A 14,320-nucleotide genomic window follows, 5' to 3' on the forward strand; every position below is an offset into this window, starting at 1 on the left:
CCTCCGCACGCCCCCGCACCACCGTCACATTCTCCAACCCCAACGAATCCACCACCTCCTGCAAATACACCGACCGACGCAGAAGCGGCTCCACCAACGTCACCCGCACATCCGGCCGCGCAATCGCCAACGGAATCCCCGGCAAACCCGCACCCGACCCCACATCCACCACAAGCTCACCCGCCCCCACCAACTCACCCAACACCCCACAATTGAGCACATGCCGCACCCACAACCGCGGCACCTCCCGCGGACCGATCAACCCCCGCACCACACCATCCGACGCCAACGACGCCCGATACGCCTCCGCCAACGACGCCCGCTCACCAAACACCCGCGCCGCCGCACCAACAACATCCCACTGCTCATCAACCAGTTCCACGTGAAACATCCTCCCCAACCCACCACCACAACAACAAGAGAAAGGCCGAGGGGATCTCCATGAGATCCCCTCGGCCCGGTGCACCGACCTCAGCCGGATGCGATCAATCCTTCAGCACGACCACGCGACGGTTGGGCTCGGCGCCCTCGCTCTCGCTGGACACACCGTCGACCTTGGCGACGGCATCGTGCACGATCTTGCGCTCGAACGGCGTCATCGGGGCGAGCTCCTCTCGCTCACCCGAGGCGAGGACCCGCTCCGCGGAGGCCTTGCCGAGCTCGCTCAGCTCCGCACGACGTCCGGCCCGCCAGCCGGCCACGTCGAGCATCAGGCGGCTGCGCACGCCGGTGGACTGCTGGACCGCGAGCCGCGTCAGCTCCTGCAGGGCATCGAGCACCTCGCCCTTGCGCCCGACCAGCTTCGCCAGATCGTCGCCGCCGTCGATGCTGACGACCGCGCGGTCGCCCTCGACGTCGAGGTCGATATCGCCGTCGTAGTCCAGGACGTCGAGCAACTGCTCGAGGTAGTCGCCGGCGATCTCGCCTTCCTCGATCAGGTCGTCGTCGCCGTCGGTGGCCACATCAGGAGCCTCGAGTACCACGTCTGCCCTCTCCCTGTCCTCACCCTCCCGGGCGATGTCCTGCTCACTGGTCATCGTCGTTCTCTCTTCTCGAGGTCAGCGCCGCTTGCGCTTGTTGCTCTTGGGACGGTTCGCGGCCGGCCGCGGTTTCGGCTTGGGGCGCTGCTGCGGGGTCGATCCACCGCTCGAGCCGGGCTGTTCGTCAGCCGAGGTTCCACCGTCTTCAACTTCATCCGCGTCGCCGGCGTCGGCATCGACGGCCGTCGAGGACGGGGCCGCCTTCTTCTTCTTGTCGAGCGACGGACGGGCACCCGGCTTGGGCGCATTGTCGGCACGACGCTCCATGACCGCCTGCTTCTTGGCTGCTTCCTCGGCGTCGATACGACGGAAGACGAGGTGCTGCTGCGCGTAGGTCCAGATGTTGTTCGACACCCAGTACAGGAGGATGGCGATCATCAGGAACGGGCCACCGACGAGCACGCCGAGCGGGAACACCCACAGTGCGAGCTTGTTCATGATCGCGGACTGCGGGTTCGCGGCGGCGGCGGCGCTCTGACGCGCGACCGAGGCGCGCGAGTTGAAGTGCGTCGCGACCGAGGCGATGACCATGAGCGGGATCGCGACGGCAGCGATGTTGAGGACCGTGGGGACGGTGCCGTACAGGCCGAACGCCTCGAGCTGTTCCTTGGGCGTGGTGATCGCCGCGGAGATCGGAGCGCCGAACAGACGGGCACTCAGGAACGACTGGACGTCGGCAGCGCTGAAGAAGTAGTTCGCGGTGTTCGCGTTCTCCTCGACCGACATGCCGAGCTGCCCGAAGCCCGTACCGGTGCGGTTGAACGAGCGCAGCACGTGGAACAGACCGATGAACACCGGCGCCTGCAGCAGCACGGGCAGACAGCCCATGACGGGGTTGAAGCCGTGTTCCTTCTGCAGCTTCTGCATCTCCAGGGCCATCCGCTGACGGTCCTTGGAGTACTTCTTCTGCAGCGCCTTGATCTGTGGCTGCAACTCCTGCATCTGCCGCGTGGTGCGGACCTGCTTCACGAACGGCTTGTAGAGGATGGCGCGCAGCGTGAAGACCAGGAACATGACGGACAACGCCCACGCGAAGCCGTTGTCGGCGCCGAGAACGGCGCCGAACACCTTGTGCCAGACCCACAGGATCCCGGACACCGGATAGTAAATGAAGTCGAGCACGGCTCTAAGCACTCCTCTGTTCGTCCGCGTTCACCACACGGTGGTGTTGGGCAAGTGTCGGGCGAGCGTGGCGCATCATTCCTGGCTCGCATGGTGGTGGCTGCGTCGTCCGCGTCGTTCCGGGACGGGATCCCACCCACCAGGGTGCCAGGGTGCGCACTTCACCAGTCGCACGATCGCGAGAGCCGAACCCTTCACCGCACCGTGGGTGCTGAGCGCGTCGACCGCGTACTCGCTGCAGGTCGGTGTGAACCGACAGGTCGGCAGGCGGAGTGGGGACACGTAGGTTCGGTACAGCTCGATGAGAAAGATCAGGACGCGCGCGGGGAAGCTTCGCAGCGCCGTCCAGAGGGTGCCCGCGAACGACGAAGAGCGCGGACCGGAATCGGTCCGCGCCTTGTCGGGTTCGCTGTTCATGCCGGATCGCTTTCGTCAGCCAGCAGGTCCATCTTTCGAAGCACGGATCGCAACTGCTTGTCGAGTTCCCGGGAAGTCGCGGTTGCCGAACCTGGCAACGCACGAATCACCACGTCCGTGTGGACGGGAACGGTGTCGACCAACCCGGCACAGATATGACGAAACCGGCGAGCGACTCGATGTCGAATCACTGCCGGCCCGACAGCCTTGCTGACGACGAGCCCGAAACGGGGACCGTCGATGCTCACCAGGGTATCGGTCGAACCACGCTCGAGAGCGTGGACGACCAGATCTCGTCTACCCATTCGACGTCCGCCACGCACCGTCGCGGAGAAATCCGTGCGACGACGCAGGCGGTACGGCTCAGGTAACACCCCGAGCTCCTGAAGTCAGGATCGAATCAGGCGGTGAGCTCGCCGCGTCCCTTACGGCGACGCGCCGACACGATTGCACGACCCGCACGGGTCCGCATACGAAGACGGAAGCCGTGAACGCGCGCGCGGCGGCGATTGTTCGGCTGGAACGTCCGCTTGCCCTTGGCCACGGTCAACACTCCTCGAAGCTCGGTGACGCCACTCGGCGTCGGTCTAACATTTCAAATGGAAATCCGGTGATCACACGAGAGCGCCGGGGCGCGACCTGGGGCCAGCGCACATCCTCCACCATCGGGTGACTGTTCGAGGGTACTGACACCTGCAGGCAAGGTCAAACCAGGTCGAACTCGAGACCTCGAGAGTTCCCCTGGTCGAGACGCGGTGCGGTGCGGAGTACACCAATCGCGTGGAATCGCCGTGCGAGAACCGACCGATTGTTACCGTCCCCCCATGGCACAGCCGAAGCACGGATGCTCGCGCCCCATCGCGGATCTCGCCCGCGGCGAATCAGCCTTCTCCCTGCCGCACTCGAGTAGCGGGTCGCACTCGAGAAGTGAGGCTGTCGGGCAACCGACACCATCGCGCGCAACCCGCGCCGGCGCCGGCATCGTCGGCGCTTCCCCCGCCTGAGCGCATCCCACCGGGCGACGGCCTCGAGATTCGACGCACCGGAGAACCCGGCTCCGCGAACCCCTCGCTCCAACGTTGTCCACATCTGTGGATAATTGTGTGGAAACACTGCTCGGGTGGCATATTCGTTGCCCAGCACAGGGGGTCCAACCTCACCGGGGGGAGCTCAACCGACAACCACGTCGACGGGCCCGATCAGGTCCGCATACGGGGAGGACACACAGTGAACGACGATCCGAACGCCCTGGCGAATGTCTGGCGCGACGTCGTCACAGAACTGACCTCCGACGGCGGGGACGGTCCCGCACTCACCAAGGCGCAGAAGGCATGGCTCGCGCTGGTCAAGCCGCTCACCTACGCGCAGGGTTTCGCGCTGCTGTCGGTGCCCTCGCCGCTCGCGCAGGAAGCGATCGAACGGGATCTGCGGGAGCCGATCCTGCGTGCCCTCAACCTCCATCTGGGGCAGAAGGTCGAGGGACTGGGCGTGCGCATCGCCGCACCGTCCGAGGACACCGATGCGTCAGACGAGCGTCTGACCAGCAACGACACGATCCGACGGCGCCATCTGGTGATGAACGCCGTCGATCCCGCACCGGTGGACCTCGCCGAGCCCGAGGAGGTCGACGACGATCGGGAAGCGCTGGCCAGCGTCCACGAATCGTGGCCGTCGTACTTCACCAAGCCGCCGGCCAGCACCACGACGGCGTCGTCGGGCGGCAACAGCCTCAACGCCAAGTACACCTTCGACACGTTCGTCATCGGCGCGTCCAACCGGTTCGCGCACGCCGCCGCAGTCGCGATCGCGGAGGCGCCGGCCCGCGCCTACAACCCACTGTTCATCTGGGGTGCGTCCGGCCTCGGCAAGACGCACCTGCTGCACGCCGCCGGCCACTATGCACAGCGACTGTTCCCCGGGATGCGGGTCAAGTACGTCTCCACCGAGGAGTTCACGAACGACTTCATCAACAGTCTTCGTGACGACCGCAAGGTCGCCTTCAAGCGGCGGTACCGTGAGACCGACATCCTGCTCGTCGACGACATCCAGTTCATCGAGGGCAAGGAAGGTATCCAGGAAGAGTTCTTCCACACCTTCAACACCCTCCACAACGCGAACAAGCAGATCGTGGTGTCCTCGGACCGCCCGCCCAAGCAGCTCGCGACACTCGAGGAGCGCCTGCGGACCCGCTTCGAGTGGGGACTGATCACCGACGTCCAGCCGCCGGAACTCGAGACACGGATCGCGATCCTGTCGAAGAAGGCACGGATGGACCGCCTGGACGTCCCCTACGACGTCCTCGAGTTGATCGCCAGCCGGATCGAACGCAATATCCGCGAACTCGAGGGGGCTCTCATCCGGGTGACGGCGTTCGCGTCGCTCAACCGGCAGGCGCTGGACCTCAAGCTCGCGGAGGTGGTGCTCAGGGACCTGATGCCCGACTCCGCGGCACTCGAGATCAATGCGGCGACGATCATGGCGGTGACCGCCGAGTACTTCAACACGTCGATCGACGACCTCTGTGGACCCGGCAAGGCCCGGCCGCTCGCGCAGGCCCGCCAGATCGCCATGTATCTGTGTCGTGAGCTCACCGACCTGTCCCTGCCCAAGATCGGGCAGACGTTCGGCCGGGACCACACGACAGTCATGTACGCGGACAAGAAGATCCGCAAGGAGATGACCGAGCGTCGCAAGGTCTACGACCAGGTGCAGGAGCTCACCGCCCGCATCAAGCAGCGCTCCAAGAGCTGACGCGCGACCGTTCTCGAGCCGGCTCGTCTCGAGAACGGTCGCGTCGCTCGATCCACCGACATCCGCACGGATCTCCCCGTGCGGATGTCGTGTTTCCGGGGTGACTCGAGACACGAATCCGAAAGGATTAACACCTGTGGATAGGTGTGTGTATAGGGTGCAATGGTTGTGGAGAACCGGGGGACAGATTTCGAACTGTCTCGAGGTATCCACAACCGCAACCGATTCATCCTCGAGTGCATCCTCGAGAAGTCCCCATGCCTCGAGTACCCGGGACCAGCGACTTCGGCCGTCCATCCACAGTTTCCACAGTGCCTATTACTGAGACTGAAGTCTTCTCGAGAGAAGTTCTTTGAAAACAGGCCCTGTGAACAACCGGGTCGAACCCGACTGTTCACAGCCCGCCTCGAGGTGTCTCGAGGCGCCGGCGCCCGCTTTTCAACATGACCTCCGAACGCATACGGTGTCCCCTGGCCGCTGTGTCAGACTGCTAGCGCAGCTGCTGCAGATTCGTCCGTGCCTACCGAGAGGAACACCCGAGCAATGGAGCTTGGAAGTATGAAGTTTCGCGTTGCTCGGGAGGACTTCGCCGACTCCGTCGCATGGGTCGCGCGCAGCCTGCCCTCGCGGCCGCCGGTTCCCGTCCTCGGCGGCGTTCTCCTCGGTGCAGACGAACAGGGCCTGACCGTCTCCGGTTTCGACTACGAGGTTTCGGCGCAGGTCCGCGTCTCCGCTGAAGTAACCACCACGGGCCAGGTCCTCGTGTCGGGCAAGCTCCTCGCCGACATCACCCGCGCCCTGCCCAACAAGCCGGTCGACGTCACCGTCGACGGCACTCGCGTACTGATCACGTGCGGTAGCGCCAAGTTCTCGCTGCCGACCATGCCCGTCGAGGACTACCCGCAGCTGCCATCGCTGCCGCAGCAGACCGGTTCGGTCCCGGCGGATCTGTTCTCCGAGGCCGTCAGCCAGGTCGCGGTCGCGGCGGGCAAGGACGACACTCTCCCGATGCTCACCGGTATCCGGGTCGAGATCGAGGGCACCAACGTCGTGCTCGCAGCCACCGACCGGTTCCGGTTGGCCGTCCGTCAACTCGAGTGGATGCCCACCGCCGGCGAGACCTCCGCCGCGGTGCTCATCCCCGCCAAGACGCTGTCCGAATCCGCGAAGACGCTGGGCGGCAACACCCTTGCACCGGTCGAGCTCGCGCTCGGAGCCGGGGCATCGGTCGGTTCGGAGGGCATGCTCGGCATCGTCGCCGACGGCCGTCGCACCACCACCCGCCTGCTCGACGCCGAGTTCCCCAAGTTCCGCCAGTTGCTGCCGGCCGAGCACACCGCGATGGCCACCGTCGAGGTGGCACCGCTCGTCGAGGCGATCAAGCGTGTCGCCCTGGTCGCCGAGCGCGGCGCGCAGGTGCGTCTCGAGTTCAACACCGAGGGTCTGCTGCTGTCCGCGGGCGGTGACGACGCGGGCCGCGCCGAGGAGGCGCTGGAAGCCGATTTCCAGGGCGAGCCGCTGATCATCGCGTTCAACCCCGGCTACCTCATCGACGGACTCGCCTCGCTGCACTCGGAGCGGGTGCTGTTCGGCTTCACCACGCCCAGCCGCCCGGCGGTGCTGCGTCCCGCCGGCGAGGAGGAGCCCGAGCGCGGCGAGTCCGGTGCCTTCCCGGCTCCCGAGAGCGACTACACCTACCTGCTGATGCCGGTGCGGCTGCCGGGCTGATTCGGCGTCGCAGGACCCCGCTCGAATCACCACTAGTGGAGGGACATCTCACGATGCAGCTCGCGGTGGTCGGACGGTCGGGAACGTAAATGTTCGTCCGCAAGTTCTCGCTCCGAGACTTCCGGTCGTGGGATGCCGTGACCGTCGATCTCGAGCCCGGTGCCACCGTGTTCGTGGGGCGGAACGGGCACGGCAAGACCAATCTGCTCGAGGCCCTCGGCTACCTGTCGACGCTGTCCTCGCATCGGGTGTCCACCGATGCGCCGTTGGTCCGGGCGGGTGCCGCCCAGGCCTACGCGGGCGCGATCGTGGTCAACCACGGCCGCGAACTGGGCATCGACATCGAGATCAACGACGGGAAGGCCAACCGGGCCCGGATCAACCAGTCGCCGGCCCGTCGGCCGCGGGAGATCGTCGGGATCCTGCAGACGGTGCTGTTCGCACCCGAGGACCTGTCGCTGGTACGGGGTGACCCGGGCGACCGTCGACGGTTCCTCGACGAACTGCTGACGTCGCGGATCCCGCGGATGGCCGCGGTGCGTGCCGACTACGACAAGGTACTGCGGCAACGGTCGGCACTGCTCAAGACCGCCGGCGGTGCACTGCGCCGCGGGTCCAGGTCGTCGGACGGGGCGAGTGCCCTTGCCACCCTTGATGTCTGGGACGGACACCTCGCGGTGCACGGTGCCCAGCTGCTCGCGGCCCGGCTGCGTCTGGTCCACGATCTCGCGCCGCACCTGGTGGCGTCGTACCGATCATTGGCACCGGAGTCGCGACCGGCGTCGGTGCGATACCGCAGCAGTCTCGGCAGCTCGCTTCCTCCCGAATTACTGGACCCGACAAGGGAACCCGACCGCGAAGACGGGGAACTGCTCGAGGCGAGCTTTCTGCACGAGCTATCGGTGATGCGGCAGCGGGAGATCGAGCGCGGTGTGTGCCTGGTGGGCCCGCACCGCGACGACCTCGAGCTGCACCTCGGCGATCAGCCAGCGAAAGGCTTTGCCAGCCATGGGGAATCGTGGTCCTTCGCGCTTTCGATGCGACTGGGCGCGTTCTTCCTGCTGCGTGACGACGGTAGTGACCCGGTGCTGATGCTCGACGACGTGTTCGCCGAGCTCGACCGCAAGCGCCGGACCGCCCTGGCCGGAGTGGCGGCCGAGGCCGAGCAGGTCCTGATCACCGCGGCCGTCGCCGAGGACGTGCCGGCCGAGTTGGACGCGACGCGTTTCGGGGTGCAGGCGCACGACACCGACCACGGGCGGATCTCGCAGGTCACCGCGCTGGGCCGGATCACCATGACGGGAGAGGACCGATGACCGACGAACAGCCCGAATCCCGGTCCGGTCCGGAGCCGGAACTCAAGGGCATCGATCTGGCCCGGCGGGCGCTCGAGGAGGCACGTGCCGCGGCCAAGGCCAACGGCAAGGCCGTCGGGCAGGGGCGGTCGTCGCCGCGCACCGGCGGCATCCGGGCGGTGCGCTCGAGGCGCCGGCGGAACTGGTCGGGGTCGGGGCCGGACGACCGCGATCCGCAGCCGTTCGGTGCGCTCCTGGGCGCGGTGTCGAAGCAGCGCGGCTGGTCGCCGCAGGTGTCGGAGGGCACGGTGCTGGGGCGCTGGGCCGACGTCGTGGGCCCGGACATCGCGTCCCACGCCGAGCCGACCGGTCTGCGCGAGGGCGTGCTCAGCGTGTCGGCGGAGTCGACGGCGTGGGCCACGCAGCTGCGGATGATGCAGTCGCAGATCCTCGCGAAGATCGCGGCGGCCGTCGGGAACGGTGTCGTGAAGTCGCTGCGGATCACCGGTCCCACCGCTCCGAGCTGGAGAAAGGGCGATCGGCACATTTCCGGTCGGGGCCCGCGGGACACCTACGGCTGACCCCTAGGTTTACCTATAACGCCGTGTTACAGTTACGCCACTTCGTCGAGTGAGTGAACTGGGTCACGATGCTGCCGTGGTGCGGCGGACGGGATCCGCCTCAGTACCTGGGAGTGACCATGTCCGCAATGCACACCGCGCACCCGCCGACCGCCGAGCCGGACCACATCCTGCTGCAGGCGCGCAACGTCGAGTTCGACTGGTCCGATCTGCCGATGCACTGGATCCCCGGCGACCCGTTCACCACCCACGTCTTCAACGTCCTGCACCTGCTGTTGCCGGCCGGCGAGGAGTGGTTCGTCGAGACCTACAAGGAGGCACTGCCTCTCATCGGCGACGAGCAATTGCGTGAGGACGTCGTCGGGTTCATCGGCCAGGAGGCCATGCACGCGGGCGCCCACACCGGAGTGCTCGAGCACCTGTGCGCGAACGGGCTCGATCCGACGCCGTACACCGATCAGATGCACTGGACGTTCCGGAAGCTGCTCGGGCCCCGGCCGCTGACCGGTCGCCGCGCCGAGAACCACCTCATCGAGCGCCTCGCGATCATCGCGGCCGTCGAGCACATCACCGCGTTCCTGGGGGACTGGGTGCTCAACGCCGACGGACTCGACCGGGCCGGCGTCCACCCCACGATGCTGGACCTGCTGCGCTGGCACGGTGCCGAGGAGGTGGAGCACCGCTCGGTCGCCTACGACGTGATGCGCTACTTCGACAAGCGGGAGGCGCGCCGGATCCGCACCCAGCTACTCGTGACCCCGATGATCGTGTGGCTGTGGGTGCGCGGTACCCGATTCCTGATGCGCAACGACCCGGAGCTCGCGAACTGGGCGCCGAGTCGTCGCCGCCCGAAGGTGTCCGACTTCGTCGCCGCCGGCCGGCGTGGAACCCTGCCCACCGCAATGGAACTCGGCAAACGGATGTCGACCTACTTCCGTCGTGACTACCACCCGGGCAAGGAGGGGTCCACGGCCCAGGCCGTGGCCTACCTGGCGTCCTCCCCGGCGGCGCGGGCGGCCACGCGGTGAAACTGCCCCGGGTGCGCGATCTGCTCACCACACGTGAGGCATTCGATCGACCGGCCCCGCCGGCCGACCTGCAGGGACGGGACCGGCCCGACCGGGCCATGACGCTGGTCGAGGCCGTCGCGGACAAGTACCTGCGTGTGCTCACCGCGTACGACTACGACCCGGCCGTGGCCGGTCACAACCCGGACACCGCGTTGACGTTGATCGTCACCGACCGCGCGATCGTCGCCGAGGACGAGAACGTCGCGGCGCTGACCTTCGCGGCCGTCGGCGGCGGTGACCTGCCCGCGTGGCAGCCCGGTTGCCACCTCGACTTCCACCTGCCATCGGGGCTGCGGCGCCAGTACTCGCTGTGCGGCGACCCGGCCGATCGCCGGCACTATCGCATCGCCGTCCGCGCGATTCCCGACGGCGGGGGCGGGTCGATCGAGATGCACGGCCTCGCTCCGGGCACCACCGTCACGGTGCGTGGTCCGCGCAACGGCTTCCCGTTCGTCCCCGAGGGCCGCGCGCTGTTCGTCGCCGGTGGCATCGGCATCACGCCGATCATCGCGATGGTCCGTTCCGCTCGGGAGAACGGAATGGATTGGCACTTCGTGTATTCCGGCCGTTCCCGCGACTCCATGCCGTTCCTCGACGAGATCGCGTCGTGGGAGCCCGACCGGGTGTCCGTCCGCCCCGACGACGAGTTCGGCCTGCCCACCGCGGCCGCCCTGCTGGACCGGGCGCCGGCCGGGGGAGCGGTGTACTGCTGCGGCCCCACCCCGATGCTCGACGCCGTCCGCGACGGCTTCGCGGCCTCGGGTGCGAAGGCGCTGCACTTCGAACGGTTCGGGCCGCCACCGGTTCTCGGCGGCAGCCCGTTCCAGGTGCAGTTGGTGAGCACCGGGGAGGTGCTCGACGTCCCGGCCGACGAGTCGGCACTCGAGGTGATCCGGGCACGCCTGCCCGGTGTCGGCTACTCGTGCCGGCAGGGCTTCTGCGGCACGTGCCGGGTGCGGGTGCTGTCGGGCACGCCGGACCACCGCGAATCGCGTCTGACGCCGGAGGAACGGGAGGACCACATGCTCGTGTGCGTTTCCCGTGCCGACGGCGGCCGTCTCATCCTCGATCTCTGATCTGCAGCCCGAAAGGCTTGACCGAGAGGAACTTTCATGAGCACGTCGCACACCGACGGACCGGCATCGTCGCACCTCCGGTTCGTCACCAACGGTGACGTCCGGCTCGCGGTCTTCGAGCAGGGCAACCCGGACGGCGAGACGCTGGTGCTGGTGCACGGCTGGCCCGACACCCACGAGCTGTGGCAGCACGTCATCCCGCATCTGGCGGACCGGTTCCGGATCGTCAGCTACGACACCCGCGGCGCCGGGGCCAGTTCCGCGCCGACCGCGGTGTCGTCGTACGCGCTGCCGGAGTTGGCGCGGGACCTGTTCGCGGTGATCGACGCCGTCAGCCCCGACGCCCCGGTGCACGTGCTCGCGCACGACTGGGGCGCGGTGGAGACGTGGGAGGCCGTCTGCGAACCGGGGGCGCAGGAGCGGATCGCGTCGTACACGTCCATCTCGGGACCGAACCTCGACCACCTGGGGGCGTGGATGCGGCGGTCGCTGGCGCAGGGCCGGGTGGCCGGACCGCTCGCGCAGGCCGCGGCGTCGTCGTACACGGTGCTGTTCCAGATCCCCGGCGTCGGCACGCTGCCGTTCCGGCTGGGGCTGTGGCGGATCTGGCCCACGTTCCTCCGGTTCTTCGATCGGATGGACCCGTCGCTGGTCCGTCCGGCGCCGACGCTGCGTGTGGACATGATCACCGGGCTCAAGCGGTACCGCGCCAACATCCGGCCCCGGCTGCGCCGCCCGCGGGAGCGGCGCACCGATGTTCCCGTGCAGCTGATCCTCAACCGTCGGGACCTGGCGGTGCGCCCGGTCGGCTACGAGGACACCGGACGGTGGGTCTCCGACCTGCGGCGACAGGAACTGCCCGCCGGGCACTGGTCGCCGATCTCGCACGGGCCCGACGTGGCGCGGCTGACGTCGGCGTTCGTCGACGATCTTCGTGCGGACACCGGCAGCGACAGCCTCGGCGCCGGTTCCGCCTAGGGTTTCACCCGCCCCGGCCCGAGAAAAGTCGCCTGCGGGCCGGTCAGGGGTGTGTTAGATGCCCTGCGTGTCGGCGCCTGCACGTAAGATGTGCCGGTAACCCGTGGCGTATGTCCACGCCCCGTTCGACGGAGAAGGAGAGCTACCCACCCGTGGCTGCCCAGAAGTCAGAAAAGAGCACCTCCTACGGCGCTTCCTCCATCACCGTCCTCGAGGGACTGGAAGCCGTCCGCAAGCGTCCCGGCATGTACATCGGTTCCACCGGTGAACGCGGCCTGCACCACCTGATCTGGGAGGTCGTCGACAACTCGGTCGACGAGGCGATGGCCGGCTACGCGAGCAAGGTCGAGGTGACGCTGCTCGAGGACGGCGGCATCAAGGTCGTCGACGACGGCCGCGGTATCCCCGTCGCGATGCACGCCTCCGGTGCGCCCACCGTCGAGGTCGTCATGACGCAGCTGCACGCGGGCGGCAAGTTCGACTCCGACGCGTACGCGGTGTCCGGCGGCCTGCACGGCGTCGGCATCTCCGTCGTCAACGCGCTGTCGACCAAGGTCGAGGTCGACATCAACGTCGACGGCTACCACTGGTCCCAGACGTACGACCACGCCAAGCCCGGCCAGCTGGTGCAGGGCGAGCCGACCTCCGAGACCGGCACCACCGTCCGGTTCTGGCCGGATTCCGAGATCTTCGAGACCACCACCTTCAACTTCGAGACGGTCGCCCGTCGCCTGCAGGAGATGGCGTTCCTCAACAAGGGACTGACCATCACCCTCACCGACGAGCGCGTCGCCGAGGAGGAGGTCACCGACGACGTCGTCAGCCCGACGGCCGAGGCTCCGAAGACCGCGACCGAGACCGAGGCGGAGGCCGCCGCACCGAAGGCGCCGAAGGTCAAGTCCCGCGTCTACCACTACCCGGGCGGCCTCGAGGACTACGTGCGGTTCATCAACCGCACCAAGCAGCCGATCCACAACTCGGTCGTCGGCTTCACCGCCAAGGGCACCGGCCACGAACTCGAGATCGCGATGCAGTGGAACTCCGGCTACTCGGAGTCCGTGCACACGTTCGCGAACACCATCAACACCCACGAGGGCGGCACCCACGAGGAGGGCTTCCGCGCGGCGCTCACCTCGGTGGTGAAGAAGTACGCCAAGGACAAGAAGCTCGTCAAGGACAAGGATCCGGAGCTGTCCGGCGACGACATCCGCGAGGGCCTGGCCGCGATCATCTCGGTGAAGGTGTCCGAGCCGCAGTTCGAGGGCCAGACCAAGACCAAGCTCGGCAACACCGAGGTCAAGTCGTTCGTGCAGAAGGCGTGCAACGAGCACATCGCGCACTGGTTCGAGTCGAACCCCGCCGACGCCAAGACCATCGTCTCCAAGGCCGTGTCGTCGGCGCAGGCCCGCACCGCGGCCCGCAAGGCGCGTGAGCTGGTCCGCCGCAAGAGCGCCACCGACATCGGCGGCCTGCCCGGCAAGCTCGCCGACTGCCGCTCCAACGATCCGAGCAAGTGCGAGATCTACATCGTCGAGGGCGACTCCGCCGGCGGCTCGGCCAAGTCCGGCCGTGACTCGATGTACCAGGCGATCCTGCCGCTGCGCGGCAAGATCATCAACGTCGAGAAGGCCCGGATCGACCGCGTCCTCAAGAACGCCGAGGTCCAGTCGATCATCACCGCGTTCGGCACCGGCATCCACGACGAGTTCGACATCGCCAAGCTGCGGTACCACAAGATCGTGCTGATGGCCGACGCCGACGTCGACGGCCAGCACATCGCGACACTGCTGCTGACGCTGCTGTTCCGGTTCATGCGTCCGCTCGTCGAGCAGGGGCACGTCTACCTGGCCCAGCCGCCGCTGTACAAGCTCAAGTGGCAGAAGGGGTCCGCGCCGGAGTTCGCGTACTCCGACCGCGAGCGCGACGGTCTGCTCGAGGCCGGTCTGTCGTCGGGCAAGAAGATCAACAAGGACGACGGCATCCAGCGCTACAAGGGCCTCGGCGAGATGAACGCCAAGGAACTGTGGGAGACCACGATGGATCCGAGCGTCCGTGTGCTGCGCCAGGTCACCCTCGACGACGCCGCGGCCGCGGACGAACTGTTCAGTGTGCTGATGGGTGAGGACGTCGAGGCGCGCCGCAGCTTCATCACCCGCAACGCGAAGGACGTCCGCTTCCTCGACGTCTGAGTGGGTTCCTGCACCGAGCCGGGCAAATGTGATTTCAATCACTTCTTTGCCCGGCTCGGCGGCTCTAGACTCC

At 67.4% G+C, this 14,320-nt stretch carries 14 protein-coding genes; 8 read left to right on the forward strand and 6 right to left on the reverse strand.

From position 1 onward, the window contains the following. From IJ15_RS0116240 to rpmH, 6 genes are all read right to left on the reverse strand, one after another. On the reverse strand, positions 1-391 hold a 391-nt coding region (locus tag IJ15_RS0116240), incomplete at its 3' end, for a 16S rRNA (guanine(527)-N(7))-methyltransferase RsmG (RefSeq protein ID WP_037135597.1). 94 nt (positions 392-485) lie between these two features. Continuing rightward, on the reverse strand, positions 486-1,037 hold the full coding sequence (locus IJ15_RS0116245; RefSeq protein WP_031939402.1) for a Jag family protein: 552 nt from the start codon (positions 1,035-1,037) through the stop codon (positions 486-488). A gap of 21 nt (positions 1,038-1,058) precedes the next feature. Then, on the reverse strand, positions 1,059-2,162 hold the full coding sequence (yidC, locus tag IJ15_RS0116250) for a membrane protein insertase YidC (protein WP_031939403.1): 1,104 nt from the start codon (positions 2,160-2,162) through the stop codon (positions 1,059-1,061). 75 nt (positions 2,163-2,237) lie between these two features. Next, positions 2,238-2,579, reverse strand: a complete 342-nt coding sequence (gene yidD / locus IJ15_RS0116255; protein ID WP_031939404.1) for a membrane protein insertion efficiency factor YidD — start codon at positions 2,577-2,579, stop codon at positions 2,238-2,240. Further along, positions 2,576-2,953 (reverse strand): ribonuclease P protein component, encoded by a 378-nt coding sequence (gene rnpA, locus IJ15_RS0116260; RefSeq protein ID WP_031939405.1) that lies wholly within the window; start codon positions 2,951-2,953, stop codon positions 2,576-2,578. Before rnpA ends, yidD begins: the two co-directional genes overlap by 4 nt. Positions 2,954-2,979: 26 nt before the next feature. Further along, the gene (gene rpmH, locus IJ15_RS25630) at positions 2,980-3,123 is read right to left on the reverse strand and encodes a 50S ribosomal protein L34 (protein WP_081880771.1); all 144 of its coding nucleotides are present in this window, start codon (positions 3,121-3,123) and stop codon (positions 2,980-2,982) included. A gap of 683 nt (positions 3,124-3,806) precedes the next feature. On the opposite strand from rpmH, the gene dnaA reads away from it, so the two are divergent. The 8 genes from dnaA to gyrB all read left to right on the forward strand — a co-directional run bounded on the left by dnaA (position 3,807) and on the right by gyrB (position 14,247). Continuing rightward, on the forward strand, positions 3,807-5,330 hold the full coding sequence (gene dnaA, locus IJ15_RS0116265) for a chromosomal replication initiator protein DnaA (RefSeq protein WP_031939406.1): 1,524 nt from the start codon (positions 3,807-3,809) through the stop codon (positions 5,328-5,330). 543 nt (positions 5,331-5,873) lie between these two features. Next, on the forward strand, positions 5,874-7,058 hold the full coding sequence (gene dnaN / locus IJ15_RS0116270) for a DNA polymerase III subunit beta (protein WP_031939407.1): 1,185 nt from the start codon (positions 5,874-5,876) through the stop codon (positions 7,056-7,058). 89 nt (positions 7,059-7,147) lie between these two features. Next, positions 7,148-8,374 carry a DNA replication/repair protein RecF gene (gene recF / locus IJ15_RS0116275; protein ID WP_031939408.1) on the forward strand — a complete coding sequence of 409 codons (1,227 nt, stop codon included), beginning with the start codon at positions 7,148-7,150 and terminating at the stop codon, positions 8,372-8,374. After that, the gene (locus tag IJ15_RS0116280; RefSeq protein ID WP_031939409.1) at positions 8,371-8,934 is read left to right on the forward strand and encodes a DUF721 family protein; all 564 of its coding nucleotides are present in this window, start codon (positions 8,371-8,373) and stop codon (positions 8,932-8,934) included. Before recF ends, IJ15_RS0116280 begins: the two co-directional genes overlap by 4 nt. A gap of 119 nt (positions 8,935-9,053) precedes the next feature. Continuing rightward, entirely contained in the window at positions 9,054-9,962 is a 909-nt protein-coding gene (locus tag IJ15_RS0116285; protein ID WP_051919009.1) for a metal-dependent hydrolase, read from the forward strand. Next, a complete protein-coding gene (locus tag IJ15_RS0116290) occupies positions 9,959-11,080 on the forward strand; it encodes a PDR/VanB family oxidoreductase (RefSeq protein ID WP_031939411.1) in 1,122 nt (373 codons plus the stop codon). The genes IJ15_RS0116285 and IJ15_RS0116290 overlap by 4 nt, the downstream gene beginning before the upstream one ends. Positions 11,081-11,116: 36 nt before the next feature. Beyond that, positions 11,117-12,058 carry an alpha/beta fold hydrolase gene (locus tag IJ15_RS0116295; RefSeq protein WP_031939412.1) on the forward strand — a complete coding sequence of 314 codons (942 nt, stop codon included), beginning with the start codon at positions 11,117-11,119 and terminating at the stop codon, positions 12,056-12,058. Positions 12,059-12,210: 152 nt separating this feature from the next. Then, complete coding sequence (gene gyrB / locus IJ15_RS0116300) at positions 12,211-14,247, forward strand: DNA topoisomerase (ATP-hydrolyzing) subunit B (protein ID WP_031939413.1); 2,037 nt, start codon at positions 12,211-12,213, stop codon at positions 14,245-14,247. Positions 14,248-14,320: the final 73 nt, after the last annotated feature.

Source organism: Prescottella defluvii, from assembly GCF_000738775.1.
Taxonomy (GTDB): domain Bacteria; phylum Actinomycetota; class Actinomycetes; order Mycobacteriales; family Mycobacteriaceae; genus Prescottella; species Prescottella defluvii.

What these genes read in the sequence shown, in the direction of transcription:
- IJ15_RS0116280 (WP_031939409.1), top strand. Translation starts at nt 8,371, where the DNA reads ATGACCGACGAACAGCCCGAATCCCGGTCCGGTCCGGAGCCGGAACTC.
- IJ15_RS0116285 (WP_051919009.1), top strand. Translation starts at nt 9,054, where the DNA reads ATGTCCGCAATGCACACCGCGCACCCGCCGACCGCCGAGCCGGACCAC.
- recF (WP_031939408.1), top strand. Translation starts at nt 7,148, where the DNA reads ATGTTCGTCCGCAAGTTCTCGCTCCGAGACTTCCGGTCGTGGGATGCC.
- IJ15_RS0116245 (WP_031939402.1), bottom strand. Translation starts at nt 1,037, where the DNA reads ATGACCAGTGAGCAGGACATCGCCCGGGAGGGTGAGGACAGGGAGAGG.
- yidD (WP_031939404.1), bottom strand. Translation starts at nt 2,579, where the DNA reads ATGAACAGCGAACCCGACAAGGCGCGGACCGATTCCGGTCCGCGCTCT.
- dnaN (WP_031939407.1), top strand. Translation starts at nt 5,874, where the DNA reads ATGGAGCTTGGAAGTATGAAGTTTCGCGTTGCTCGGGAGGACTTCGCC.
- IJ15_RS0116295 (WP_031939412.1), top strand. Translation starts at nt 11,117, where the DNA reads ATGAGCACGTCGCACACCGACGGACCGGCATCGTCGCACCTCCGGTTC.